Below are 23,895 nucleotides of genomic sequence, written 5' to 3' on the forward strand. Positions count from 1 at the left end.
AGTCAATCGCCGCGCAGGCGCCGCGCCTGCCCTTTCGCCACGAGTCAGCCATGAGCACCGAGAAGACCAATCAATCCTGGGGCGGCCGCTTCAGCGAGCCCGTCGATGCCTTCGTCGCCCGCTTCACCGCCTCCGTCGACTTCGACAAGCGCCTCTATCGCCACGACATCATGGGCTCCATCGCCCACGCCCACATGCTGGCCGAGGCCGGCGTGCTCAGCGGCGAGGAGCGCGACGCCATCGAGGCGGGCCTGAAGCAGATTCAGGACGAGATCGAGGCGGGCGCCTTCGACTGGCGTGTCGACCTGGAAGACGTGCATATGAACATCGAGGCGCGCCTCACCGAACGCCTGGGCGTGGTGGGCAAGAAGCTGCACACCGGCCGCTCGCGCAACGACCAGGTGGCCACCGACATCCGACTCTGGCTGCGCGACGAGATCGACACCATCCTCGGCGAGCTGACCCGCCTGCAGCAGGGCCTGCTGGGCCTGGCCGAGGCCGAGGCCGACACCCTCATGCCCGGTTTCACCCACCTGCAGACCGCCCAGCCGGTGACCTTCGGCCACCACCTGCTGGCCTGGTTCGAGATGCTCAGCCGCGACCACGAGCGCCTGGTGGACTGCCGCCGGCGGGTCAACCGCATGCCCCTGGGCAGCGCCGCCCTGGCCGGCACCACCTACCCGATCCGGCGCGAGACCACCTGCCGCCTGCTGGGCTTCGAAGCGATCTCCGGCAACTCCCTGGACGGCGTCTCCGACCGGGACTTCGCCATCGAATTCTGCGCCGCCGCCTCCCTGGCGATGATGCACCTGTCGCGCTTCTCCGAAGAGCTGGTGCTGTGGACCAGCGCGCAGTTCCGTTTCATCGAGCTGCCCGACCGCTTCTGCACCGGCTCCTCGATCATGCCCCAGAAGAAGAACCCCGATGTTCCGGAACTGGTGCGCGGCAAGGCCGGCCGGGTGTTCGGCGACCTCGCCGGCCTGCTGACCCTGATGAAGGGCCAGCCCCTGGCGTACAACAAGGACAACCAGGAGGACAAGGAGCCGCTGTTCGACGCCGCCGACACCCTGCGCGACAGCCTGCGGGCCTTCGCCGACATGGTCCCGGCGATCCGCCCGAACCGCGAGGTGATGCGCGAGGCCGCACGCCGTGGCTTCTCCACCGCCACCGACCTGGCCGACTACCTGGTGCGCAAGGGCCTGCCGTTCCGTGACTGCCACGAGATCGTCGGCCACGCGGTGAAGTACGGCGTGGACAGCGGCAAGGACCTGGCCGAGATGAGCCTCGAGGAACTGCGCCGCTTCAGCGACCAGATCGACCAGGACGTCTTCGCCGTGCTGACCCTGGAGGGCTCGGTGAACGCCCGCGACCACATCGGCGGCACCGCGCCTGCCCAGGTGCGCCAGGCGGTGGCCCGCGGCAAGGCGCTGCTGGAAACGCGATGACCGCGGACGCGGGACTGGGGCGGCGCATCTCCGTGGTGGGTTGTTCCGGCGCGGGCAAGACCACCCTGTCCCGGCAGCTGGCGCGCCACCTCGGCTGCCGCCACGTGGAACTGGACGCCCTGTTCCACCAGCCCGGCTGGCAGCCGCTGGAGCCGGAGCGGTTCCGCGCGGCGGTGGCCCAGGCACTGGCAGGCGAGGACTGGGTGGTGGAAGGCAACTACTCGGTGGTGCGCCCGCAGATCCTCGAGCGGGCGGACACGGTGATCTGGCTGGACCTGTCCAAAAGCCGGGTCATGGGCCAGTTGCTGCGGCGGACCCTGCGTCGACTGCTGGGCCGGCAGGTCCTGTGGAATGGCAACCGCGAGCGCTGGGGCAACCTGTTCAGCCTCGACCCGCAGTTCTCCATCCTCGCCTGGGCGTGGACGCGTCATGGCGACTACCGCCAGCGCTATGGCAGCGAAATGCGCGAGGCGCCGCCCGGCACGCGCTACATCCGCCTCGCCTCGCGCCGGGCGGTGGACGACTTCCTGATGCGGCTGGACACCCGCTGACACGCCGGACAGGCCGTTCTCGCAGCGCCGTCTCGCCGCTTCGCTGACCCCTCTCCGGCACAGATTCGGTCACCGCCGACATCTGCCGCATGCACGTGGAAGCACCGTCCTTGAGCGGTTGCGTCACCCGGCTTGGCTTCCCGGGCCAGGGGCTGGCACACTGGCCGCTCACGTTCAGGAAGTCCCCGCCATGCACGAAGAAGACGACGAAACCCTGGCCGAACAGGCGCTGGTGGAAGCCATCGAGAACCAGGTGGAGGTGGATGACCCGCCGGCAGCCCGTGCCACCTTGAACAAGCTGACCCTGGTGGGGCATCCCCGGGAGGAAAGCCTGCACCTGATGGCGCTGGTGCTGGCCCAGGCGATCCGCACCATGCTGCGGGAAGACCGGCCGTTCGACCGCGCCTGGTACGAGCAGGCCTTGCGGGCGCTGCCCGACCTGCCGGACGACGATTCCGCCGACGCGTAGCCCACCGGGCAGCCGAGACCAGCCCGCCGGATAGAGGACGTCGTACCGGATGCGCCACTCGCCCCCCGCCCTGCTGCACGTGTGTTTCCAACTGCTGGCCGTGCCGCTGTTCCTGGTGCTGACCGGGCTGGCGTCCCTGGCCGCGGAGCCGCTGCTGGTGGGAGCCGAGGACGACTGGTACCCCTACACCGCGGTGCGGGACGGGCGCATCCAGGGCATGTCGGTGGACATCGTCAAGGCCGCCTTCGCCGCCAGCGGCACGTCCGTGGAGCTGGTGGCCTGCCCCTACGCCCGCTGCATGCAACGGGTCCTCAAGGGCGAACTGGTAGCGTGTTTCAACACCGCGCCGGATACCCGCATCGCTACCCTCTACCGCCTGCCCCAGGAACCGCTGTTCAGCGCCGATATCCTGCTCTGGGCGCGGCGCGAGGACGCCACGCCGGTGGAAGACCTGGGCCGGCTGCGGGACCGCCGGGTGGCGGTGACCCTCGGCTACGAGTACGGCGAGCTGTTCGACAGCCTCCAGCTGATGCAGCGGGTGCCGGTGCGCAAGGACCTCAACGGCTTCCTGATGCTCAGCCACCGGCGGGTGGACTACATGGTGGCCTACCGCGAGACGGCGGAACGGCTGTTCCAGGAGACGCCCGCCCTGCAGGGCGCCTTCGCCCCGGTGGCGACGGTGCACCGGCCGCAGCTGTACCTGTCCTTCTCCCGCCATCATCCCGAAGCCGAAACCCTGCTCCAGCGCTACGACCAGGGGATGCGGCTGATCCGCGCCGACGGCCGCTACCAGGCGATCCTCGATCGCTGGCAGCATTCCGGCGGCGATTCCCCGGCGCATTAGCCGCGCCCGGCCTACACTGCGCAGGCGAGGCCTCGCGCCCCGCCCCGACCACGAGACCGGAGTGCCCATGTCGTTCACCACCGAACTGATCGCCGAACTGGAAATCCTCGCCCTGTACAACCTGGGCAACACCCTCGAGGGCATCAAGGTGCACCACGATGCCGATGCCGGCGCCGTGGCCGCCACCCAGCGCCTGCACGCCAAGGGCCTGCTCAACCAGCCCGATGGCGGCTACCTGACCAGCCTCGGCCTGGACGCCGCCGAACACGCCCAGTCGCTGCTCACCATCCTCCGCCGCGAACCCGGCTGAGCCTGCCGACCAAGGGGCGCCCGCCGCCCTCATGAGCCCGGCGCCGGCTGCCGATAACCCGGCAGGCCCGGCGCTCCCGCCACCGGGAAAGCCCCCGCGGCAACTCCCGCGTACCGACGTCCGCTGGTAGTCTTTGCCCACCCACAGGTGCGAGCGAGTCATGACGCGTAACCAGGAAATCCGCCCGGACATCGACGACGGCATCGACCGCAAGCAGCTCACCCAGCTGCGCGCCCGTTTCCTCACCATCAACGCCGGCCGCCTGCAACGCGCCCTGCTGGCCCTGCCGACCCGCCAGCAGTTGGTCCTGCGCCTGCTGCCGCTGCTGTTCCACGTCAACCATCCGCTGCTGCCGGGCTACGTCTCCGGCACCACCCCGGCCGGCCTCTCCGGCTTCGAGCCGGACGACGACCTGCTGGCCGAGGCTCAGCGCCTGACCCGTTCGTTCGCCTACAAGGCGCGCCGCGGCAACCCTCTGGGCGGCAAGCCGGTCATGCCGATCCACGGCCTGTTCCTGATGGGCAGCCTGGGCACTGTGGCCCAGGCCGAGCAGAGCGACATGGACGTCTGGGTCTGCCACGACTCGCGCCTGCCCGCCGAGGCGGTCGCCGAACTGCGGCGCAAGTGCGACCTGCTGGAAGCCTGGGCGGCGACCCTGGGCACCGAGGCACACTTCTTCCTCATCGACCCGCACCGCTTCGTCCTCGGCGATCGCGAGACCCACCTGACCTCCGATGACTGCGGCACCACCCAGCACTACCTGCTGCTGGACGAGTTCTACCGCACCGCCATCTGGCTGGGCGGCCGCACGCCGCTGTGGTGGCTGGTGCCGGTGTACGAGGAAAGCCGCTACGGCGAATTCGGCCACACGCTGCTGAGCAAGCGCTTCATCCGCGCCGAGGAGGTGCTGGACCTGGGCCACCTGGCCTACATCCCGCCGGGGGAATACATCGGCGCCGGCATGTGGCAGCTGTTCAAGGGCATCGACTCGCCCTACAAGTCGGTGCTCAAGCTGCTACTCACCGAGGTCTACGCCAGCGAGCATCCCCAGGTGGAGTGCCTGTCCCTGGGCTACAAGCGGGCGGTGTTCGCCAACCGCCTGGACCTGGACGAGCTGGACCCCTACATCATGGTCTACCGGCGCCTGGAGGCGTACCTGGCGGGCCGCGGCGAACACGAGCGGCTGGAGTTGATCCGCCGCTGCCTGTACCTGAAGGTGAACAAGAAGATCAGCCGACCGCCCCGGGGCCGGGTCAAGAGCTGGCAGCGGCTGTTGCTGGAGCGTCTGACCGCCGAGTGGCAGTGGGACGCCCGCCAGCTGGCGATGCTCGACAGCCGCAGCCAGTGGAAGGTGCGCCAGGTGGGCGCCGAGCGCCGCGCGCTGGTCAACGAGCTGACCTACAGCTACCGCTTCCTTTCCCAGTTCGCCCGCTCCGAGCACGCCGACAGCCTGCTCAACAGCCGCGACCTGGGGGTACTCGGCCGGCGCCTGTACGCGGCCTTCGAGCGCAAGGCGGGCAAGGTGGAATTCATCAACCCGGGCATTGCCCCGGACCTGGCGGAAGACACCCTGACCCTGGTCCATTCCCCCAGCCCGGAGGCCCCCGACGAGACCCAGTGGGCGCTCTACAGCGGCAGCCTCGGCACCCAGGAATGGCCCCACTTCGCGCCCCTCAAGCGCGCCCGGGAGCTGATCGAGCTGCTCGCCTGGTGCCACCGCAACGGGGTCATCGACGCCAGTACCCGGCTGTCCCTGCACCCCGGGGACAGCGACCTCACCGATTTCGAGCTGAACAACCTGCTGGCCAGCCTGCAGCAGATGCTGCCCCTGCCGCTGCCGCCGGTGAGCGAGGACGCGCTGCTGCGGGCCAGCTCGCCCCACGAAGTGCTGCTGCTGATCAACGTGGCGGTGGACCCGCTCAAGCAGCACAGCCAGATGAACGTCCACATGACCACCGACCGCACCGACGCCCTGGGTTATTCGGGCGTGCGGGAGAACCTGGTGCTGACCCTCGACCAGGTCACCCTCAACAGTTGGAACGAGCTGCTGGTCACCCGCTACGCCAGCCCCGACGCGGTGCTGGAGTGCCTGCGGGACTTCCTCAACGATTTGCCCGCCAGCGGGCCCCGCCCGCACCTGCGGGTGCGCTGCTTCTGCCGGAACCGCGCGCAGACCATCGCCCTGCGGGTGGAGGACCTGTTCCGCGACGTCTGCGCCCACCTGAGCAGCGAGCGCAACCAGCGCTACCTGCTGCAGGTGCAGCAGCGCTACCACCTGCTGGAACTGGCGCCGGGCCAGGTCCGCCACGTGGCCCTGGCGGACGTACCGGCGCTGATCGAGTACCTGGGCGAGGAGCGCCGCGCCTTCAGCCCCCTGCGCCTGGACCCGTTCGCCCTGGAGGGCCATGACCTGGCGCTGATCCTGCCCCTGGGGCGGCCCGACTGCATCCAGGTGTTCTACCGCCAGGATGGCGACAATGCCGAGCTGAGCGTGCTGGATGAACAGAACACCCTGTGGCGCCAGCGCGCGCCGTTCCGCGACGAGCAGAGCCTGCTGACCCCGCTGCAACGCTTCCTGCAGTCGGTGCTGTACCGGCGCAACGCGCTACTGCCCCTGGACGGCGCAGTGCCGCCGGCAGCGGTGGAGCTGGTCTACTACGAGGTGATTCCGACGCAGCCGGGCAAGGCCCTGCACCTGGAGCGGCGCAACGCGCCGAAGGCCGACGCCGGCAAGCCGCTGCACACCGTGCAGGCCATCCTCGAACCCGCCGGCGGCGGCCGGGTCCACGTGACCCTGTACTGCAACCACCGGGAGTTCTCGGAGCTGGAGTACGGCGCCGACCTATACGCCGCCGTGGCGCGGCACATCGTCGCCCAGCGCCAGGAGCCCGAGCGCTACCCCTGCTACATCACCGACCTGGACCTGTCACGGCTGGCGGGGACCGCGCCCACCGTGCATTACCTGCGAGTCAAGGCGCGCCTGGAACTGGCACTGAACCACGCCCTGAGCACCGCCTGAGCGGACCTCAGTGCGCGTAGGCGCCGGCCGCCTCCGGCTGGTATTCCACATCCAGCAGCGTCAACCGCAGGGTCTTGCCGCCGGGGGCCGGCCAGTCGATGTGCTGGCCGACGCTCAGCCCCAGCAGGGCGCAGCCCACCGGCGCCAGGATCGACACCTGGCCTTCGCCGCCGGCGTCCTGAGGGTAGACCAGGGTCAGGTGGTAGTCCTTGCCGCTGCCTTCCTCGCGGCAATGCACCCGGGAATTCATGGTCACCACGCCCGGCGGCACCTCGTCATGACCCACCACCTGCGCCCGGGACAGCTCGGCCTCCAGGGCCTCGGCGGCGGGGCCGTACGTCTCCAGGCTGTCGAGCAGGCGCTCCAGGCGCTGCAGGTCGAGGCGGGTGATGGTGATCGGCGGCTGAGTGTTCATGGCGAAGGCTGGGCTCCTCGGGTGCGTTCGGCGATGAAAAAGCAAAAACCCCGCCTCCAGGGACTGGATGATCGGCGACGCGGGCGACCCGGCGAGCACAGGCGGGGGCAAGGGAGCCCACGCGCCACGGCGTCGACGGCCGGGCACCACGCATGGCCGGTTCAATCGAGCGGCGGAGGCGAGGTTTGGAAACGGGAGTCCGGACGGGAACGCCGGACCCGGTCGACACTACGTCAGCGCAGCGCCGCTTGGCAATAGCGTGGCCGGGCGTCGTACCCGGGCCGCTTCCACGATCTGCAGCCGCCGTCCGTCGCTGGCGTCGCGCCATTCGCGGATCTCCCCGAGGGTGCGGCCGCAGCCCAGGCAGACCTGGACATCGTCCAGGCAACACTGGCGCCGGCAGGGCGAAGCCGGCCGCCCGTCGGCGCCCAGCGCGGGCGTCGGGGCCGATGCGCTCACAGGTCTTCGAACGCCAGGGTTTCGCCCGCCTGCTCGCCAGTCACGCGGACCAGCAGCTCACCCAGGGTCTCGCCACTGGTGTCGCAGATCCAGCGCTCGGACTGCAGGTCGTAGTCGAAATGAAAACCGCCCGAGCGGGCCGCCAGCCACAGCTGGCGCAAGGGTTCCTGGCGGCTGAGGATCAACTGGCTGCCGTTGTCGAAGCGCACGGTGAGCACGCCGGCGGCGTTCTCCAGGTCGACGTCCAGGCCGCTGTCGTCGAAGGCGTCCTCGACCGCCTCCTGCACGGCGTCCAGCAGGTCGTGGAAACGGGCTTCGCTCAGGCTCATGGCACATACCTCGGGTGATGATCGGAGGGCGCGCGACATTCCGCCACGCGCCGGTCCGCCAAGGATAACCGAGTGCGCCACGACCCTGGGCCGGAACGCGCTCATGGCACAGCGCCAGGTGCCCACCGGCAGCGGCCCTGGAACGCCCGCCAGCCGGGCGCCGGCGCATAGGCAAGGGGCCGGGGCGTGGGTATACTCCGGGCCATTCGACGCTCGATCAAAGGATTCCGCCATGAAGCGCCTGCTTCTCCCCTTCCTCGCCCTGGCTGTGCTCGCCGGGGCCCTCGCCGGTTGTGGCCAGAAAGGCCCGCTCTACCTTCCGGACGACGAAAAGGCCGCCAAGGAACACCGCAAAGACCGCTACGAATTCTGACAGGAGGCATTCCATGGAAGCCTTCACCCACCGCGACGGCACGCTGTTCGCGGAAGACGTGGCGCTGTCCGCGATTGCCGAGCGTTTCGGCACTCCCACCTACGTGTATTCCCGGGCTCACATCGAGGCGCAGTACCGCGCCTACGCCGATGCCCTGCAGGGCATGCCGCACCTGATCTGCTTCGCGGTGAAGGCCAACTCCAACCTGGGCGTGCTGAACGTCCTGGCGCGCCTCGGCGCCGGCTTCGACATCGTCTCCCGGGGCGAGCTGGAGCGGGTCCTGGCGGCCGGCGGCGACCCCGCCAAGGTGGTGTTCTCCGGGGTCGGCAAGACCCGCGAGGACATGCGCCGCGCCCTGGAAGTGGGGGTGCACTGCTTCAACGTCGAATCCACCGACGAACTGGAGCGCCTGCAGACCGTGGCCGCCGCCTGCGGCCGGACCGCCGCGGTGTCGCTGCGGGTCAACCCGGACGTGGACGCCGGCACCCACCCGTACATCTCCACCGGCCTCAAGGAAAACAAGTTCGGCATCGACATCGACCAGGCCGAGGCGGTCTACCGTCGCGCCGCGGCCCTGCCGAACCTGCAGGTGATCGGCGTCGATTGCCACATCGGCTCCCAGCTCACCAGCCTGCCGCCTTTCCTCGACGCCCTCGACCGCCTGCTGGCCCTGGTGGACCGGCTGGCCGCCGACGGCATCCGCCTGCGCCACCTGGACCTGGGGGGCGGGCTCGGCGTGCGCTACCGCGACGAGACGCCGCCCCTGGCCGGCGACTACATCCGCGCGGTGCGCGAGCGCATCGCCGGCCGCGACCTGGCCCTGGTGTTCGAGCCTGGCCGCTTCATCGTCGCCAATGCCGGCGTGCTGCTGACCCGGGTGGAGTACCTCAAGCACACCCCCCACAAGGACTTCGCCATCGTCGACGCGGCGATGAACGACCTGATCCGCCCGGCGCTGTACCAGGCCTGGATGGCCGTGGACGCGGTGACGCCGCGCCCCGGCGCGACCCGTACCTACGACCTGGTGGGGCCGATCTGCGAGACCGGCGATTTCCTCGCTAAGGGCCGCGAGCTGGCCCTGGCCGAAGGCGACCTGCTCGCGGTGCGCTCGGCCGGCGCCTACGGTTTCGTCATGAGCTCCAACTACAACACCCGCGGCCGCGCCGCCGAGGTGCTGGTGGACGGCGCCGAGGCCATCGAGGTCCGCCGCCGGGAGCCCATCGAAGACTTGTATGCCGGCGAAAGCCTGCTACCGGCGTGAGGGGCGAGCATGTTATTGCGCTTCACCAAGATGCACGGCCTGGGCAACGACTTCATGGTCATCGACCTGGTCAGCCAGCACGCCCACATCCAGCCCAAGCACGCCCGCCAGTGGGGCGACCGCAACACCGGGATCGGCTTCGACCAACTGCTGCTGGTGGAGGCGCCCACCAACCCCGAGGTGGATTTCCGCTACCGGATCTTCAACGCCGACGGCTCCGAGGTGGAGCAGTGCGGTAACGGCGCGCGCTGCTTCGCCCGCTTCGTGCTGGACAAGCGCCTGACGGTGAAGAAGCGCTTCAAGGTGGAGACCCGCGGCGGCATCATCGAGCTGGACGTGCGCGCCGACGGGCAGATCCGGGTCGACATGGGCCCGCCGCGCTTCGAGCCCCAGGCCATCCCGTTCCAGGCCGAAGCCGCGGCAATTGACTACGAGGTGGACGTGGACGGTCAGGCCCTGCGCCTGTCCGCCCTGTCCATGGGCAACCCCCACGCGGTCCTGCGGGTCGACGACGTCGACGGCGCGCCGGTCCACGCGCTGGGGCCGCGCCTGGAGCATCACCCGCGCTTCCCGCAGCGGGTCAACGTCGGCTTCCTCCAGGTGCAGGACCGTCACCAGGCGCGCCTGCGGGTCTGGGAGCGCGGCGCCGGCGAGACCCGCGCCTGCGGCACCGGCGCCTGCGCCGCCGCGGTGACCGCGATCCGCCAGGGCTGGATGGCCTCGCCGGTACACCTGGAGCTGCCGGGCGGGCGGTTGACCATCGAGTGGGCAGGGGAAGACCGGCCCGTTATGATGACCGGCCCCGCCGTGCGCGTGTACGAAGGACAGGTTCGCCTATGACCGAGCAGCGCCAGGACCCGCTCCCGCCCCTTGAGGCCGATGCGGTCGCCGCCTACCTGCGGCAGCACCCGGAGTTCTTCGTCGACTACGATGAGCTCATTCCCGAGCTGCGCATCCCCCACCTGCCGGGGGGCGCCGTGTCCCTGGTGGAGCGCCAGGTACGCCTGCTGCGCGAGCGCAACATCGACATGCGCAACCGCCTCGCCCAGCTGATGGACGTGGCCCGGGACAACGATCGACTGTTCGACAAGACCCGCCGGCTGGTCCTGGACCTGCTGGATGCCGGCAGCCTGGAAGAGGTGGTCGGCATCGTCGAGGACAGCCTGCGCCACGCCTTTCAGGTGCCCTTCGTCGGGCTGATCCTGTTCAGCGAGCTCAACCCGGGCGTCGGCCGCTGGGTGAGCGCCGCCGAGGCCCACCAGGCCATCGGCGGCCTGCTGGCCGGCGGCAAGACCGTCTGCGGCGTGCTCCGCGCCCATGAGCTGGAGTTCCTGTTCGGCACCGACGACGCGGCACAGGTCGGCTCGGCCGCGGTGGTTTCCCTGACCCACCAGGGCCTGCACGGCGTGCTGGCCATCGGCAGCCCGGACCCGCAGCACTACAAGAGCACCCTCGGCACGCTGTTCCTCGGCTACATCGCCGAGGTCCTGGCCCGGGTCCTGCCGCGCTTCTCCGCGCCGCTGCGCTCGGTGCGGTGAAACAGACCGGCGCCGTCTCCGTCGCCGCGTCCATGCAGGCCGAGCTGGACGCCTACCTCGACTACCTGCGCCACGAGCGCCAGGCGTCGCCCCACACCCTCGCCGGCTACCGCCGCGACCTGCACCTGCTGATGCACAAGGCCGCGGAAGCCGGGGTCGAGGGCTGGGCCGGCCTCGACAGCCATCGCCTGCGCCACCTGGTCGCGCGCCTGCACCAAGACGGCCTGTCCGGTCGCAGCCTGGCGCGTCTGCTATCGGCCACCCGCGGCCTGTACCGCTACCTGATCCGCGAGAAACGCTGCGAGCACGACCCGGCGGCCGGCCTGAGCCCGCCCAAGGGGCCGCGCCGGCTGCCGCGCGCTCTGGATGCCGACCGTGCCCAGCAGCTGCTGGACGGTGGCGTGGAGGACGACTTCATCGCCCGCCGCGACCAGGCCCTGCTGGAACTCTTCTATTCCTCCGGCCTGCGCCTGTCCGAGCTGGTGGGCCTCGACGTGGACGGGCTCGATCTGGCCGACGGGCTGGTACGGGTGCGCGGCAAGGGCGACAAGGTGCGGGTGCTGCCGGTGGGCCGCAAGGCCCGCGAAGCCCTGGAGGCCTGGCTGCCGCTGCGGGCCCTGGCGGCCGCCGACGGCGCGCTGTTCATCGGCCGCCAGGGCAGGCGCCTGGGCCCGCGCGCGGTGCAGCTGCGGGTGCGCGAGGCGGGCGTACGGGAGCTGGGGCAGCACCTGCATCCGCACATGCTGCGGCACAGCTTCGCCAGCCACCTGCTGGAGTCCTCCCAGGACCTGCGGGCGGTGCAGGAGCTGCTGGGCCACGCCGACATCGCCACCACCCAGATCTACACCCACCTGGACTTCCAGCACCTGGCCAAGGTCTACGACAGTGCCCACCCGCGGGCGCGACGGCGTACCGGAGACGAGACATGAGCATCCGCCTGATCACCTTCGACCTGGACGACACCCTGTGGGACAACCGGCCCGTGATCGAGGGCGCCGAGCAGGCCATGCGCGACTGGCTGAACCAGCACGCCACGGCCCTGGCGGAGGTGCCGGTGGAGCACCTGTGGGACATCCGCGCGCGCCTGCTCACGGAACGCCCGGAGCTTCGCCACCGCCTCAGCGAGCTGCGCCGCAGTACCCTGTTCAGCGCCCTGAGCGACGTGGGCTACGGCCAGGAGGAGGCCCGCGAACTGGCCGAAGGCGCGTTCCAGGCGATGCTGGAGGCGCGCCACCGCATCACCTTCTTCACCGACACCGTACCGACCCTGGAACTGCTGGCCGGGCGCTACCGGCTCGCGGTGATCACCAACGGCAATGCCGACGTGGGCCGGCTGGGCCTGGCCGACTACTTCACCTTCGCCCTCTGCGCCGAGGAACTGGGCATCGGCAAGCCCGACCCGCAGCCGTTCCACGAGGCGCTGCGGCGCGCCGACGTGCAGGCGAACGAAGCGGTGCACGTCGGCGACCATCCCGGGGACGACATCTTCGGCGCCCAGCAGGCGGGCCTGCGGGCGATCTGGTTCAACCCGCAGAACCGCGCCTGGGACGCCGAACACCGGGCCGACGCCGAGGTGCGCAGCCTCGCCGAGCTGCCCGGGCTGCTGGAACGTTGGTGATCCGCCGGGCATGAAAAAGCCCGCCGGAGCGGGCTTTTTCCAACGAGCGGGACGGATGCCTCAGATGGGACGGCTGCCGTATTTGCTGTCGGGCTTCTTCGGCGGGTCGGCGACCACGTTGGGCTCGACTTCCTGCACCTTGCCACCCCGGGCGAGGAATTCCTCCATCGCCCGCGCCAGCGCATCGCGCTCCTTCTGCTTGGCTTCGATGCTGGGCAGCTCTTCGGCTTCGACGGCGGCTTTCTTCTTGCCCTTGCCGGCGGCGCGCTCTTCGCCCGCTTCAGCTTCCTCTTCCCCCTCGGCGCTGTCATCGGCCGCGGCGGCCAGCTCCTCGCCGTCCTCCTCTTCAGCCGTATCCAGATCGTCCTGTTCCAGTTCTTCGTCGCTCATTGTTCTACCTCATGGGTTCAGCATCAGCAGTGGGGTCATACGCTCCGTCCGCGCAGGCGTCCGGAAAGAAACTCAGCGGGTCTCGCCGTGCAGGGTGGCCAGCACCTGGCGGGCGCCGCCGTGGTCGCGGTGCTCGCCCAGGTACAGGCCCTGCCAGGTGCCCAGCGCCAGCGCCCCCTCGGTTATCGGCAGCGTCAGCTGGCAGCCCAGCAGGCTCGCCTTGAAATGCGCCGGCAGGTCGTCGGGGCCTTCGTAGTCGTGCTCGTAGCCGGCTTCGCCGCGAGGCGCCAGGCGCTCGAAGAACCGCTCGAAGTCGCGGCGAACCGCGGGGTCGGCGTTCTCGTTGACGGTCAGCGAGGCGGAGGTGTGCCGCAGCCACAGATGCAACAGACCGACACGGTATTCGCGCAGTTCCGGCAACCCGGCGAGCACTTCATCGGTGATCAGGTGGAACCCGCGCGGGCGTGCCCGCAGGGTGATCGAACGTTGCCGCCACATGGCCGTTTCCCGCCTCGATTCCGCTTCGGCGCGCATTCTAGCGCGGCGACGGAAAAAGCAAAGCGGCGCGGAAAAACCCGCTGTGACGGGCATCCCGCCGAGACGCGAACGCCCGGGAAAACCCGGGCGTTCGGTGACGCAATCGCGGTTACAGGTTGTAGCCGCGCTCGTTGTGCTGCGCCAGGTCGAGGCCGACGGTTTCCTCTTCCTCGGTCACCCGCAGGCCCATCACCAGGTCGAGCACCTTGAGGATCACGAAGGACACCACGGCGGTGTAGATCACCGTCAGGCCGACGCCCTTGAACTGGATCGCCACCTGGGCAGCGATGTCCTCGACGGTGCCGAAGCCACCCAGGGCCGGCGCGGCGAACACACCGGTGAGCAGCGCGCCGATGATCCCGCCGATGCCGTGCACGCCGAAGGCGTCCAGGGAGTCGTCGTAGCCCAGCTTGCGCTTGAGGCTGGTGGCGGCGAAGAAGCACAGCACGCCGGCGGCGATGCCGATGATCAGTGCACCCATGGGGCCGACGGTGCCGGCGGCGGGGGTGATGGCCACCAGGCCGGCCACCACGCCGGAGGCGATGCCCAGGGCGCTCGGCTTACCGTGGGCGATCCACTCGGCGAACATCCAGCCCATGGCCGCGGCGGCGGTGGCGATCTGGGTGGTCAGCATGGCCATCCCGGCGGTGCCGTTGGCGGCGGCCGCGGAGCCGGCGTTGAAGCCGAACCAGCCGACCCAGAGCATCGCAGCGCCCACCAGGGTGTAGCCGAGGTTGTGGGGTGCCATGGGGGTGGTCGGGTAGCCCTTGCGCTTGCCCAGCACCAGCGCCGCCACCAGGCCGGCCACACCGGCGTTGATGTGCACCACGGTGCCGCCGGCGAAGTCCAGCACGCCCCAGTCCCACATCAGGCCGCCGTCGCCGCTCCAGACCATGTGGGCGATGGGCGCGTAGACCAGGGTGAACCACAGGCCGGAGAAGATCAGCATGGCGGAGAACTTCATGCGTTCGGCGAACGCACCGACGATCAGGGCCGGGGTGATGATGGCGAAGGTCATCTGGAAGGTGATGAACACGCTTTCCGGGAACAGCGCGGTGGCCGAGGTCAGGCCGTCGTGGCTGAGGCCCTGGAGGAAGGCCCGGGACAGGCCGCCGACGAAGGAATGCAGGTTGGTGACGCCCTTCTCCATGCCGGAGACATCGAAGGCCAGGCTGTAGCCGTAGATCACCCAGAGCAGGCTGATCAGGCCGGTGATGGCGAAGCACTGCATCATCACCGAGAGAATGTTCTTGGAACGCACCATGCCGCCGTAGAACAGCGCCAGGCCGGGGATCGTCATGAACAGCACCAGCGCGGTGGAGACCAGCATCCACGCGGTGTCACCGGAATTGAGCACAGCCTCGTCCGCCATGGCCAGGCCAGGGGTTGCGAGGGACAAAAGGGCGCCTAGCCCTGCGAAACGACGCAGAGTCATGTGTTTTTCTCCTGGGGCTTTAGGGGGGTGTCTGAGGCTTAGATCGCGTCGGTGCCGGTCTCGCCGGTACGGATGCGGATGGCCTGTTCCAGATTGACCACGAAGATCTTGCCGTCACCGATCTTGCCGGTGTTGGCCGCCTTGGTGATCGCTTCGATCACGCGGTCCAGATCCTTGTCGTCGATGGCGACGTCGATCTTCACCTTCGGCAGGAAATCCACCACGTACTCCGCGCCGCGGTACAGCTCGGTGTGGCCCTTCTGCCGGCCGAAGCCCTTGACCTCGGTGACGGTGATGCCCTGCACGCCGATCTCCGACAGCGACTCGCGCACGTCGTCGAGCTTGAACGGCTTGATGATGGCAGTGACTAGCTTCATGAAACTTCTCTCCCGTGTTGGTGGACTTGCCCCAGGAAGAACAAACCCGGGGCAAGTCTAAGCGCAGTGTCTGGCTTTTGTAATGCGCCGGCCGCCCGCGCAGGGTGCGGCGCCAACTGCCCGCCCGCGGCGAAGCGCTCCCCCGCCTCGCACGCCACACCGGAACCGCATCGGTGCAGGCTTCACTGGGTGGTTAGCAGAAAGCTTGCCAGCTCGGGGAAAGCTAGGCTTTTCAGGGAGATAGGCACGAGGCTTGGCGTTCGGTACGAGGCTTCGATGGGCCGGCGCACAACTCTGGTGCGCGGCAGCGCCTCGTCAGGCGCGAAAAGCGTGCAGCGGCCCGGCGGTCGGCAGCCGGCATGGCCGTGCTAGACTCGCCTCCGACCTGTTGCCGGAATGACCCCTCATGCTGCCGCCCAAAGCCTTCCTCGACGCCCTTTCCAGCCAGGCATCGCGCCTGTTCGACGGCGAGCGCCCGCTGCCGCGCCCGGAGCTGGAGCGCCAGCTCAAGGCCCTGCTGCAGAGCGGCTTCAGCAAGCTGGACCTGGTCAGCCGTGAGGAATTCGATGGCCAGATGGCCGTCCTGGCCCGAACCCGTGCCCGTCTGGAGGCGCTGGAAGCCAAGGTCGCCGCACTGGAAGCCACGCCCCCGGCGAGCTGATCCCGCCTCTTCTCTTTCTGTCTCCCCCGCTTGGCCGACGACCGGCATCCCTCTGTGCCATCTTGTGATGGCACGCCCGTGCCATTTGACTAAACTTGACCGGGCTGTCAGGGACGACAGTCGCGCCGGCCGGGCCTGAAACCCGCCCGGGCTCCTTCCGCTCGTCTCCTGATCGCATAACCCCCCAGCCGGCTGTCCTGCCCGTGCAGAGCGACTGCTTGCCCGATCTCAGCGAGGAGTTAGCGATGAAATCCCTATACGGAGCCCTACTGATTGCCACCGTCGCCCTGAGCGCCGCCGCCCCGGTCCAGGCCGGTGCGCAGGCCACGCCCGAACCGGCGCTGCTGTATTCCTACGCGGAAATGCGCAGCTTCGACCTGCCGGCCTACTTGGCCAGGCGTGCGCCCCAGCTGCTGCCCCATGCCGAGGCGATCAGCCACTGGGCTGGCTACAGCAGCATCAGCCCGAAGGTGCTGCTGACCCTGATGGAGATGCACAGCGCTGCCCTCAGCCGGCCCACCCCTTACGCCCTCGCCCACCCCTTCGGCCCCCTGAGCCAGGCGCCGGACGTTGCCGCCCAGGTGGAGGAGATCGCCAACCGCCTGGCCACCGCCTACTACGCGCAACTGGATGCGCCGGCCGCCGAACGCGGCCTCGCCGCCACGCCCCATGCCCTGGCCGAGGTGCTGCCGCCGGCCACCGACGATGCCGCCTTCGCCGCCACCTACGCCCGACTGTTCGGCCAACAGCCGCCGCGCCTGAATCAGAAGCGCCTGGCTGACTACCGCATCCAGGACGTACCACCCGCCACCCTGCTGCAGCTGCCGTTCCCGGTAGGCCAGGCCTGGGGCTTCGGCGGCGCCCACACCAACACCGGCAGCGGCCGTTTCCCGCTGTCCTCCATGGACTTCCACGACGGCGGCTACTGGGGCTCCGACACCTCCAACAAATGGGTAGTGTCCGCCGCCGACGGGCGCGCCATCCGCCATTCCTCGTGTTCGGTGGAAGTGGTGCATGCCAGCGGCTGGTCCACCACCTACTACCACCTGTCCAACGTGCAGATCCAGACCAACCAGACCGTGCGCAAGAACCAGCGCCTGGCCAACTACGCCAACAACATCAACCAGGCGCTGTGCAACGGCGGCCACTCCACCGGCCCGCACCAGCACTTCAGCCTCAAGCGCAACGGCGCCTACCAGCACCTGAACGGCGTGCAGCTCTCCGGCTACCAGATCCGTACCGGACGCGACAGCTACGACACCGACTGCAGCTATTTCTGGCTGAGCCGCAACGGCCAGCGTTACTGCGTCGGCTATCGCCTCAACAACCCTGGCGTCAGCGGTCGCGCCACCGCCGTGGACGGCGTGTCGCGCAGCGAGGCACCCAGCGCGCGCCTGTCCTGGCGGGCGGACATCACCAGCGATTACCGCGCGGTGCTGTCCCGCGGGGCGATGACCCTGAACATGGGGTTCTCCGCCGATGACGACGAAGGGGCACCGGCGAGCCGCGGCACTCCCGGCCTCGACGACGGGCGCTGCCAGCCCTTCGACGCCAGCCGCCGCGAACTCTGCCGCTACGTGCGCCCGGCCCTCGGCCAGCCCGCCGCGGAGGAGGCCTTCGCCGTGACCGACGCCGAGGTCCGCGACGGGCCGCACCCGCAGCCGCGGGTCGCCTTCTGACGCCCCGGACCGGCCCCGCAGGGCCGGTCCCGCCGCTGGACGACGGCTCACGGCGCTCCTAGACTGCCACGCGCACGCCACACGACTCGGCCACGCGCCGCACGATCAAGGAGCGATCATGTCACTGGCCATCGTCCACAGCCGCGCCCAGCTGGGCGTCGAGGCGCCGGCGGTCACCGTCGAGGCCCACCTGGCCAACGGCCTGCCGTCCCTGGCCCTGGTGGGCCTGCCGGAAACCGCGGTGAAGGAGAGCAAGGACCGCGTCCGCAGCGCCATCCTCAATTCCGGTTTCGATTTCCCGCCGCGCCGCATCACCCTCAACCTCGCGCCTGCCGACCTGCCCAAGGACGGCGGCCGCTTCGACCTGGCCATCGCCCTGGGCATCCTCGCCGCCAGCGGCCAAGTGCCGGCGGACGCCCTGGATGGCATCGAGTGCCTGGGTGAGCTGGCCCTGTCCGGCGCGGTGCGCCCGGTTCAGGGCGTGCTGCCGGCGGCGCTGGCGGCCCGCGCCGCCGGGCGCGCCCTGGTGGTGCCCCGGGCCAACGCCGAGGAGGCCTGCCTGGCAAGCGGGCTGCGGGTGCTGGCCATCGAGCACCTGCTGGAGCTGGCCGCCCATCTCAGCGGGCAGACGCCCCTGGCGCCCTACCAGGCCCACGGCCTGCCGAGCCAGCCCCGGCCCTACCCGGACCTGGCCGACGTGCAGGGCCAGCAGGCGGCCAAGCGCGCCCTGCTGGTGGCCGCCGCCGGGGCCCACAACCTGCTGCTGTCGGGCCCGCCGGGCACCGGCAAGACCCTCCTGGCCAGCCGCCTGCCGGGGCTGCTGCCGCCCCTGGACGAGCACGAGGCCCTGGAGGTGGCGGCGATTCATTCAGTGGTGAGCCACGCGCCCCTGGATACCTGGCCCCAGCGACCGTTTCGCCAACCGCACCACAGCGCCTCGGGGCCGGCGCTGGTGGGCGGCGGCAGCCGGCCGCGGCCCGGGGAAATCACCCTGGCGCACCAGGGCGTGCTGTTCCTCGACGAGCTGCCGGAGTTCGACCGCAAGGTTCTGGAGGTGCTGCGGGAGCCCCTGGAGAGCGGCGAGATCGTCATCGCCCGGGCCCACGACAAGGTGCGCTTCCCGGCCCGCTTCCAACTGGTGGCGGCGATGAACCCATGCCCCTGCGGCTACCTGGGCGATGCCGGCGGCCGCTGCCAGTGCACGCCGGATCGCATCCAGCGCTACCGGGCCAAGCTCTCCGGGCCGCTGCTGGACCGCATCGACCTGCACCTCACCGTGGCGCGGGAAGCCACCGCCCTGCAGCCCAGCGCAGGCGACGGGCCGAGCAGCGCGGAGGCGGCGGCCCACGTGGCGGATGCGCGCCAGCGCCAGCTGGCCCGCCAGGGCAGGGCCAACGCGTTTCTCGACCTGGACGGGGTGCGGCGGCATTGCGCCCTGGAGGAGGACGACCGCCGCTGGCTGGAGAAGGCGTGCGAACGCCTGGGGATGTCGCTGCGCGCCGCCCACCGGGTGTTGAAGGTGGCGCGCAGCCTGGCGGATCTTGAAGCCCGCCCGCGCCTGGCGCGCCACCATCTGGCGGAGGCGCTCCAGTATCGCCCGGGCGGGGCGGCGTGAGCCGCGCTTACAGGCGCTGCACCAGCACGTCGTCGATGAACAGCGACTGGGCCGGCTGGTCGCCCAGCAGGATCAGCTCGACGCGCTTGAGGTTGCCGGCCGGCAGCTGCACCTGGCCCTGCAGGGTGGTCCAGGTGTTGCCGGCGGTCTGCCGCAGCCCGATGGACTGGTAGGCGCCCTGGCCGCGGGCATCCTCCACATACAGGTAGCCGTACACCGAGCCCCGGACGCGGCTGTCGCGGCCCAGGGCCAGGGTCGCGGAGACGCGATACGCCTTGCCGCCCTCGACGTTGCCCAGCAGGCTCACGCCGGCGCCACTGCCGGCCACGCTGCGGCCGTAGGCCTCCAGGGCCAGGCGGCCACTGCGGGCGAAGGTGCTCGGGCGTACCTGGGCGTAGAAGCCGCCCCAGCCGGCGATGCCGTCCTCGAAGCCGTAGGCGATGCGCGCCGGAGCCGGCGGCAGTTGCGGCGCCGCATCGGTCCACTCGCTCAGTTGCACCTCGTCCGCCAGCAGGCTGGCGCCGCTGGAGGTCATGGCGGCGACGTACACCGCGCGGGCACCGGCGGACGGCTTGTAGGTGAAGCGCTTGTCGAAGCGGGTGAACTCGTTGCCGGTGATGGACAGGCTCACCGCCTGGGTGTCCTGGAAGGACAGGCGGCCATCGGCGCCTTCCTCGAGGATCGCCAGCATGGCGGTTTCCCGCACGCCCTTGGCCTTGAGCATCAACTTGCCTTGCAGGCGATAGTCGCCGCCGCTGCGCAGCCCGGCCACCGGGGTGACGAGGATGTCGAAGGAACGGGCATCCATTTGCACCACGGTGTCGCGGCAGCCCTGGCCGGCCTCCACCAGGCTCAGCTCGGAAGCGCCATAGAGCCCACGCCAGCCGTTCAGGCTGCGGAACTCGGGATCGGCGATCAGGCCCTTGAGCTCGGCCTTCTCGCACCACGGCAATTGCGGCGGGGTGGGCGGGGTCGGCTGGCCCGGATTCGGCTGCGCCACCTTGGTCGGGCGGTATGCGGCGATCTGGGCGGCCATGGCGTTCAGGGCGCGCACCGCGTCCGCCTTGCCGGCTTCCCCGCAGGCCTGGTTGGCGCAGTCCGCCGCGGTCAGCGCCGGGTTGGAGAAGAACGGCGCCTGCACCGGCGCGCCATAGACATGGGGGTAGGCCATGATGGTGCTGAACTTGCCATAGACGCCGTAGCCGCGGCTCCACTCGTAGGTGCCGCTGTGGCTGTTGGCGCCGCCGGTGCGGTAGTAGCCTTCGCTCTGGTCCTGCTCGAAGGAGTGGCGCAGGCCCATGTTGTGGCCGGCCTCGTGGGCGAAGGTGTTCAGGCCGCAATCGACCCCCACCAGGTTGAAGGCCATGTCCTTGGACCAGGCATAGAAGGTGCCGCTGTTCTTCGCCGCGCTGCCCATGTAGCCGATGCCGCAGGTGAACATGCCGCCGCCGGCGTCGGCGGACAGGTTGATCAGGCTGACCACGTCGGCGCCGTACTGCTCGCGCAGGCGCAGCACGTTGGCGTCGTCCTTGAAGCGATCGAGGTTGGCCGAGGTGACGTCGCGGTATTGCGTCCAGTCCAGCAGTTGCTTGTGCACCAGGCGCATGCGCAGGTCGACGCCGCTCTTTTCATAAGCGCGGTTGGCGAACTCGATGTAGCTGGCGATCCGCGCGTCGATGTCGCGGCCGTTGCGGTGGGCCACCGCGTCGGCGGTGTAGAGCACCAGTACGTCCACCGTCTGGGGCGCCGCCTGGGCATCCAGGGCGGCGGCGACAAGGGCCGGGGCGAGCAGCCATTGCAGTCCTTTCATCATGTGTCTCCGTGAGAGTCGGGCAAAGGGAAGGAACGGACCCCGTCCGGCGGACGGGCCCTGGAAGGAAACCGGGAATCAGCTCTGGGCCGGTGGCGGCAGCGGCGGCAACGCAGCCGGCTGCGCGTCGACGTGATCGGTGTGGGGATCGCTGCGGCTCGCCAGGGCGTTCTCATCGGTGATCACCGTCTGCCCGCTGGCGTTGTCCACCACCAGGGACACGCTGCCCTGCAGGGTGGCGACGCTGATGTGGGTGTCCAGGCGGCCGCGGACGATGGTCAGGCTCTCCATCGGGCTGCCGTCCAGCAGGCGCGCTTCCCAGACTTCCAGGCCATCGGCGTTGTGGGTGGAGACGAGCTGCGCCCGCATCGGCTCGGCACGGCCGGGCAGCGCCAGTTCCAGGACCTGGTCCTGCTGCAATTGGCCCAGTAGCGACGGGTCGGCCTGGGTGTAGTGCACCGTGATCCCGTCGGCCTGGCCTTCTCGGAAGTCACGGCTGGGAAACAGCTCGTGCCGGGCCGAGCGGGCGGAGGCCGCCGGCACGCCCGCGGGGGCTTTCCCGGCGGGCGCGGACGCCACGGGCATCGGCGCCCGGGCGGTCGGTGCCGGAATCGCGGTGGATTGGGCCACCGTGGCCGGCGCGGCGGGCTGGCCGTCGAGATAGATCAGGCTGCCGACGGTAGCGCCGGCCAACAGGAGGGCGACGCCTCCGATCACACCATACTGGGACATGCAGGAGGTCCATGCGTGGGAAAACGAGGCGCCCGTTATAGCGGCGCCACGAACACCGCCGCCGCCCACCCACGGCGAAAATGTGAAGGCGCCCGGAAAAAACCGACGCCGGCGGCCAGGGCCTATGAACGGGTTCAACTTTCCAGGCATTTCACGGTGTGACGCCTCGGTCACAGTACCCCCTGAGCCGCCGCGCCACGCCCTCGGCAGGCCCGCGCCCAGGCAACCGTGTGGCACTATCGGCCTTTCCGCCCGAGAGCACCCCGCCATGCCCGGCCATCCCCCGCTCCTCTCTGCCCGCCCGGTCGCCCTGGTGCTGCTGGTGGCGACCCTGGCCGGGTGCTACCACCGCGCCGACGATGCCGAGGCCATGGAAAAGGACTTCGAGGCCTGCAAGGCGCTGATCGAACAGGCCGCCCACGACGACTTCGACAAGGCCCGGGTCTCCTACGCCACCGCGGGGACCTACCGCATCGACGAGGACAATGCCGCTCTCATCGAAATCGACCTGTGGTTGCAGACCCGGAAAGCGACCCTGGCCAAATCAGCCCTGTGCACCCTTCCACTGTTCGGCAAGCCGGACCTGGTGTTGACGGATCCGGCGGCGCCGGGCATTTGAGGGCGCCGGTCCTTACGCTGGCCTTACATGGAGCACCGGAAACAGCTCTGGCATTCGCCGCGCGCGCCCCGGTGCAGGCAAGGGGCGGGCCTCTTCGCCCGCGGGACGATCGTCCACCATTCATGGGGGGTTCGGCTGCAGGCCCCTCAAGACGAGCCGCCTAGCAGCACGCGGGAACAAGCCTACCAGGAGCCGGATACCAGCCCCCGCAGGCCGCGGGTTTCTCGCTTTACCCAGCCTTTACACCCCGCTGACCGTCCGCTGCAGTCTAAATTTGTGCCTGGAAGGAACCGGGCTAACGTGTTGGAAGCTCAGACGCTTTCTTTCAAGCCCGCCCACCCAGGCGGGCTTTTTCTTGCCCGCGCGCCGAGCACGAACGCACTTCTTGAAAAAAGTTCCCCAGCGGTAATGTGACACTGGTCACATTTCTCAAGAAACCCTCTATAGTGCGCGCCCCTTGAATCCCGACATGGAGGTCGCGCGTGCGCACTCTGGTTTCCGTACTTGCCCTTTCCCTGCTCAGCGGATGCGCCAGCATCGTCAGCGAGAGCAAATACCCAGTCAACATCGTCACTTTCCCGGCTGGCGCCCAAGTGGACATTCACGACCGCAGCGGCGCCACCGTCTACACTGGCACCACGCCGGCCCTCGTCAGCCTGGACTCCGGCGATGGTTACTTCGGCCGCGCGGCCTACACCATCGACCTGAAGAAGGACGGCTTCGCGCCGACCCAGACCAACCTGCGGGCGTCCATGAACGGCTGGTACTGGGGCAACATCGTCTTCGGCGGCCTGATCGGCATGCTGATCGTCGACCCCCTCACCGGCGCCATGTACAAGCTGCCCGGCAACAGCAGCACGTCCCTGCAGGCACTGCCGGCACCGGCCCCGGTGGCCTCCGCACCGACGGCACCCGGCCAGGCCGACGCCGAGCGGGCACGCCAGGTCCAGGAACTGCAGCAGGCCAACCTGCCTTACGAGGAATACCAGCGCCGCTACCAGGCCCTCCAGTCCCGCTGATTGCCGAGCCGTTCACCGCAGGTACGCCCGCCAAACTGTGCACTGGATCACTTTCGACCCACCTGCCGGGTCCAAAGGGCGTCGTGGCGCTTTACCATGACGCCCTCGCCGGCGCGCAACGCCGGCCTCGACAGGACGTTGCCATGCCCGCTCGGCCCAGCACCCGCACTCCTGCGCCCCGGCATTCTGTGGGCAGAAAACCCTCCGCCACGGCGCTACCGTGTAAACCGATACCAGGCAGCCAGTCGATTCGCGAGCCAGTGCTTCGTCTCTTCGAGGAAGACACCCCGTATCGTTGCCTTCACGCCAGTATTCCAGGCGCACCCGCTCCGCGAAAGCCTCTGGCAACCCAACCTGAGCCGGGCGCCCATCGCCCCTGTGCGAGCGAGA

The 23,895-nt window shown here is 69.7% G+C and carries 26 protein-coding genes; 17 read left to right on the plus strand and 9 right to left on the minus strand.

Translation table 11 applies throughout. From position 1 onward, the window contains the following. Positions 1-50: 50 nt before the first annotated feature. From argH to FM069_RS09015, 6 genes are all read left to right on the plus strand, one after another. The gene (gene argH, locus FM069_RS08990) at positions 51-1,445 is read left to right on the plus strand and encodes an argininosuccinate lyase (protein ID WP_143487959.1); all 1,395 of its coding nucleotides are present in this window, start codon (positions 51-53) and stop codon (positions 1,443-1,445) included. After that, a complete protein-coding gene (locus FM069_RS08995; protein WP_143487960.1) occupies positions 1,442-1,996 on the plus strand; it encodes a P-loop NTPase family protein in 555 nt (184 codons plus the stop codon). Before argH ends, FM069_RS08995 begins: the two co-directional genes overlap by 4 nt. A gap of 190 nt (positions 1,997-2,186) precedes the next feature. Further along, positions 2,187-2,465, plus strand: coding sequence for a DUF1841 family protein (locus FM069_RS09000; protein WP_143487961.1), 279 nt, complete (start codon positions 2,187-2,189; stop codon positions 2,463-2,465). 49 nt (positions 2,466-2,514) lie between these two features. Then, positions 2,515-3,309 (plus strand): substrate-binding periplasmic protein, encoded by a 795-nt coding sequence (locus tag FM069_RS09005; protein WP_143487962.1) that lies wholly within the window; start codon positions 2,515-2,517, stop codon positions 3,307-3,309. 67 nt (positions 3,310-3,376) lie between these two features. Then, positions 3,377-3,619 carry a TIGR02647 family protein gene (locus FM069_RS09010; protein WP_143487963.1) on the plus strand — a complete coding sequence of 81 codons (243 nt, stop codon included), beginning with the start codon at positions 3,377-3,379 and terminating at the stop codon, positions 3,617-3,619. A gap of 160 nt (positions 3,620-3,779) precedes the next feature. Then, positions 3,780-6,638 carry a class I adenylate cyclase gene (locus FM069_RS09015; protein ID WP_143487964.1) on the plus strand — a complete coding sequence of 953 codons (2,859 nt, stop codon included), beginning with the start codon at positions 3,780-3,782 and terminating at the stop codon, positions 6,636-6,638. A 7-nt stretch (positions 6,639-6,645) separates the two neighbouring features. Here the strand turns inward: FM069_RS09015 and rnk are convergent, their stop codons facing one another. From rnk to cyaY, 3 genes are all read right to left on the minus strand, one after another. After that, positions 6,646-7,053, minus strand: coding sequence for a nucleoside diphosphate kinase regulator (rnk, locus tag FM069_RS09020; protein ID WP_143487965.1), 408 nt, complete (start codon positions 7,051-7,053; stop codon positions 6,646-6,648). Between the two features lie 228 nt (positions 7,054-7,281). Continuing rightward, positions 7,282-7,485, minus strand: a complete 204-nt coding sequence (locus FM069_RS09025) for a DUF1289 domain-containing protein (protein WP_143488064.1) — start codon at positions 7,483-7,485, stop codon at positions 7,282-7,284. 23 nt (positions 7,486-7,508) lie between these two features. Further along, positions 7,509-7,841, minus strand: coding sequence for an iron donor protein CyaY (cyaY, locus tag FM069_RS09030; protein ID WP_143487966.1), 333 nt, complete (start codon positions 7,839-7,841; stop codon positions 7,509-7,511). A gap of 232 nt (positions 7,842-8,073) precedes the next feature. On the opposite strand from cyaY, the gene lptM reads away from it, so the two are divergent. Genes lptM through FM069_RS09060 form a run of 6 tightly spaced genes read left to right on the plus strand, consistent with a single transcriptional unit; the run spans position 8,074 to position 12,631 of the window. After that, a complete protein-coding gene (gene lptM, locus FM069_RS09035; protein WP_143487967.1) occupies positions 8,074-8,214 on the plus strand; it encodes an LPS translocon maturation chaperone LptM in 141 nt (46 codons plus the stop codon). A gap of 13 nt (positions 8,215-8,227) precedes the next feature. Beyond that, the gene (lysA, locus tag FM069_RS09040; protein WP_143487968.1) at positions 8,228-9,475 is read left to right on the plus strand and encodes a diaminopimelate decarboxylase; all 1,248 of its coding nucleotides are present in this window, start codon (positions 8,228-8,230) and stop codon (positions 9,473-9,475) included. A gap of 9 nt (positions 9,476-9,484) precedes the next feature. After that, positions 9,485-10,315: a diaminopimelate epimerase gene (gene dapF / locus FM069_RS09045; protein WP_143487969.1), complete on the plus strand. Its 831-nt coding sequence runs from the start codon at positions 9,485-9,487 to the stop codon at positions 10,313-10,315. Next, on the plus strand, positions 10,312-11,013 hold the full coding sequence (locus FM069_RS09050; RefSeq protein WP_143487971.1) for a DUF484 family protein: 702 nt from the start codon (positions 10,312-10,314) through the stop codon (positions 11,011-11,013). Before dapF ends, FM069_RS09050 begins: the two co-directional genes overlap by 4 nt. A 32-nt stretch (positions 11,014-11,045) precedes the next feature. Beyond that, entirely contained in the window at positions 11,046-11,942 is an 897-nt protein-coding gene (gene xerC / locus FM069_RS09055) for a tyrosine recombinase XerC (RefSeq protein ID WP_143488065.1), read from the plus strand. Continuing rightward, positions 11,939-12,631 carry an HAD family hydrolase gene (locus tag FM069_RS09060; protein ID WP_143487972.1) on the plus strand — a complete coding sequence of 231 codons (693 nt, stop codon included), beginning with the start codon at positions 11,939-11,941 and terminating at the stop codon, positions 12,629-12,631. Before xerC ends, FM069_RS09060 begins: the two co-directional genes overlap by 4 nt. A 60-nt stretch (positions 12,632-12,691) precedes the next feature. Here the strand turns inward: FM069_RS09060 and sutA are convergent, their stop codons facing one another. The 4 genes from sutA to glnK form a co-directional block, all read right to left on the minus strand. Further along, positions 12,692-13,021 (minus strand): transcriptional regulator SutA, encoded by a 330-nt coding sequence (gene sutA / locus FM069_RS09065; RefSeq protein ID WP_143487973.1) that lies wholly within the window; start codon positions 13,019-13,021, stop codon positions 12,692-12,694. A gap of 72 nt (positions 13,022-13,093) precedes the next feature. Continuing rightward, positions 13,094-13,519 carry a secondary thiamine-phosphate synthase enzyme YjbQ gene (locus tag FM069_RS09070; RefSeq protein ID WP_143487974.1) on the minus strand — a complete coding sequence of 142 codons (426 nt, stop codon included), beginning with the start codon at positions 13,517-13,519 and terminating at the stop codon, positions 13,094-13,096. A gap of 148 nt (positions 13,520-13,667) precedes the next feature. Then, positions 13,668-14,993, minus strand: a complete 1,326-nt coding sequence (locus FM069_RS09075; RefSeq protein ID WP_143487975.1) for an ammonium transporter — start codon at positions 14,991-14,993, stop codon at positions 13,668-13,670. 38 nt (positions 14,994-15,031) lie between these two features. Next, on the minus strand, positions 15,032-15,370 hold the full coding sequence (glnK, locus tag FM069_RS09080; protein ID WP_143487977.1) for a P-II family nitrogen regulator: 339 nt from the start codon (positions 15,368-15,370) through the stop codon (positions 15,032-15,034). 406 nt (positions 15,371-15,776) lie between these two features. On the opposite strand from glnK, the gene FM069_RS09085 reads away from it, so the two are divergent. From FM069_RS09085 to FM069_RS09095, 3 genes are all read left to right on the plus strand, one after another. Further along, positions 15,777-16,031 carry an accessory factor UbiK family protein gene (locus tag FM069_RS09085; protein ID WP_143487978.1) on the plus strand — a complete coding sequence of 85 codons (255 nt, stop codon included), beginning with the start codon at positions 15,777-15,779 and terminating at the stop codon, positions 16,029-16,031. Between the two features lie 245 nt (positions 16,032-16,276). Beyond that, positions 16,277-17,710: a M23 family metallopeptidase gene (locus FM069_RS09090; protein ID WP_143487979.1), complete on the plus strand. Its 1,434-nt coding sequence runs from the start codon at positions 16,277-16,279 to the stop codon at positions 17,708-17,710. 118 nt (positions 17,711-17,828) lie between these two features. Then, the gene (locus tag FM069_RS09095; RefSeq protein ID WP_143487980.1) at positions 17,829-19,325 is read left to right on the plus strand and encodes a YifB family Mg chelatase-like AAA ATPase; all 1,497 of its coding nucleotides are present in this window, start codon (positions 17,829-17,831) and stop codon (positions 19,323-19,325) included. 7 nt (positions 19,326-19,332) lie between these two features. Here FM069_RS09095 and mep72 read toward each other — a convergent pair whose 3' ends face one another. Further along, entirely contained in the window at positions 19,333-21,138 is a 1,806-nt protein-coding gene (gene mep72 / locus FM069_RS09100; protein ID WP_407681569.1) for a biofilm-associated metzincin protease Mep72, read from the minus strand. Positions 21,139-21,213: 75 nt separating this feature from the next. Beyond that, on the minus strand, positions 21,214-21,867 hold the full coding sequence (gene bamI, locus FM069_RS22145) for a biofilm-associated metzincin protease inhibitor BamI (RefSeq protein WP_143487983.1): 654 nt from the start codon (positions 21,865-21,867) through the stop codon (positions 21,214-21,216). Between the two features lie 268 nt (positions 21,868-22,135). On the opposite strand from bamI, the gene FM069_RS09110 reads away from it, so the two are divergent. Together FM069_RS09110 and FM069_RS09115 are read left to right on the plus strand one after the other, a co-directional pair. Then, positions 22,136-22,486, plus strand: coding sequence for a hypothetical protein (locus tag FM069_RS09110; RefSeq protein ID WP_143487985.1), 351 nt, complete (start codon positions 22,136-22,138; stop codon positions 22,484-22,486). A gap of 482 nt (positions 22,487-22,968) precedes the next feature. Then, the gene (locus FM069_RS09115; RefSeq protein ID WP_178106698.1) at positions 22,969-23,505 is read left to right on the plus strand and encodes a hypothetical protein; all 537 of its coding nucleotides are present in this window, start codon (positions 22,969-22,971) and stop codon (positions 23,503-23,505) included. Positions 23,506-23,895: the final 390 nt, after the last annotated feature.

Source organism: Pseudomonas mangiferae (assembly GCF_007109405.1).
In the GTDB taxonomy this organism is placed as follows: Bacteria; Pseudomonadota; Gammaproteobacteria; order Pseudomonadales; family Pseudomonadaceae; genus Pseudomonas_T; species Pseudomonas_T mangiferae.

Bases quoted from the DNA above. Each gene is read 5' to 3' on its own strand.
- argH (WP_143487959.1), top strand. From the start codon at position 51: ATGAGCACCGAGAAGACCAATCAATCCTGGGGCGGCCGCTTCAGCGAG.
- FM069_RS08995 (WP_143487960.1), top strand. From the start codon at position 1,442: ATGACCGCGGACGCGGGACTGGGGCGGCGCATCTCCGTGGTGGGTTGT.
- FM069_RS09000 (WP_143487961.1), top strand. From the start codon at position 2,187: ATGCACGAAGAAGACGACGAAACCCTGGCCGAACAGGCGCTGGTGGAA.
- FM069_RS09005 (WP_143487962.1), top strand. From the start codon at position 2,515: ATGCGCCACTCGCCCCCCGCCCTGCTGCACGTGTGTTTCCAACTGCTG.
- FM069_RS09010 (WP_143487963.1), top strand. From the start codon at position 3,377: ATGTCGTTCACCACCGAACTGATCGCCGAACTGGAAATCCTCGCCCTG.
- FM069_RS09015 (WP_143487964.1), top strand. From the start codon at position 3,780: ATGACGCGTAACCAGGAAATCCGCCCGGACATCGACGACGGCATCGAC.
- rnk (WP_143487965.1), bottom strand. From the start codon at position 7,053: ATGAACACTCAGCCGCCGATCACCATCACCCGCCTCGACCTGCAGCGC.
- cyaY (WP_143487966.1), bottom strand. From the start codon at position 7,841: ATGAGCCTGAGCGAAGCCCGTTTCCACGACCTGCTGGACGCCGTGCAG.
- lptM (WP_143487967.1), top strand. From the start codon at position 8,074: ATGAAGCGCCTGCTTCTCCCCTTCCTCGCCCTGGCTGTGCTCGCCGGG.
- lysA (WP_143487968.1), top strand. From the start codon at position 8,228: ATGGAAGCCTTCACCCACCGCGACGGCACGCTGTTCGCGGAAGACGTG.
- dapF (WP_143487969.1), top strand. From the start codon at position 9,485: ATGTTATTGCGCTTCACCAAGATGCACGGCCTGGGCAACGACTTCATG.
- FM069_RS09050 (WP_143487971.1), top strand. From the start codon at position 10,312: ATGACCGAGCAGCGCCAGGACCCGCTCCCGCCCCTTGAGGCCGATGCG.
- xerC (WP_143488065.1), top strand. From the start codon at position 11,046: ATGCAGGCCGAGCTGGACGCCTACCTCGACTACCTGCGCCACGAGCGC.
- FM069_RS09060 (WP_143487972.1), top strand. From the start codon at position 11,939: ATGAGCATCCGCCTGATCACCTTCGACCTGGACGACACCCTGTGGGAC.
- sutA (WP_143487973.1), bottom strand. From the start codon at position 13,021: ATGAGCGACGAAGAACTGGAACAGGACGATCTGGATACGGCTGAAGAG.
- FM069_RS09070 (WP_143487974.1), bottom strand. From the start codon at position 13,519: ATGTGGCGGCAACGTTCGATCACCCTGCGGGCACGCCCGCGCGGGTTC.
- FM069_RS09075 (WP_143487975.1), bottom strand. From the start codon at position 14,993: ATGACTCTGCGTCGTTTCGCAGGGCTAGGCGCCCTTTTGTCCCTCGCA.
- glnK (WP_143487977.1), bottom strand. From the start codon at position 15,370: ATGAAGCTAGTCACTGCCATCATCAAGCCGTTCAAGCTCGACGACGTG.
- FM069_RS09085 (WP_143487978.1), top strand. From the start codon at position 15,777: ATGCTGCCGCCCAAAGCCTTCCTCGACGCCCTTTCCAGCCAGGCATCG.
- FM069_RS09090 (WP_143487979.1), top strand. From the start codon at position 16,277: ATGAAATCCCTATACGGAGCCCTACTGATTGCCACCGTCGCCCTGAGC.
- FM069_RS09095 (WP_143487980.1), top strand. From the start codon at position 17,829: ATGTCACTGGCCATCGTCCACAGCCGCGCCCAGCTGGGCGTCGAGGCG.
- mep72 (WP_407681569.1), bottom strand. From the start codon at position 21,138: ATGATGAAAGGACTGCAATGGCTGCTCGCCCCGGCCCTTGTCGCCGCC.
- bamI (WP_143487983.1), bottom strand. From the start codon at position 21,867: ATGTCCCAGTATGGTGTGATCGGAGGCGTCGCCCTCCTGTTGGCCGGC.
- FM069_RS09110 (WP_143487985.1), top strand. From the start codon at position 22,136: ATGCCCGGCCATCCCCCGCTCCTCTCTGCCCGCCCGGTCGCCCTGGTG.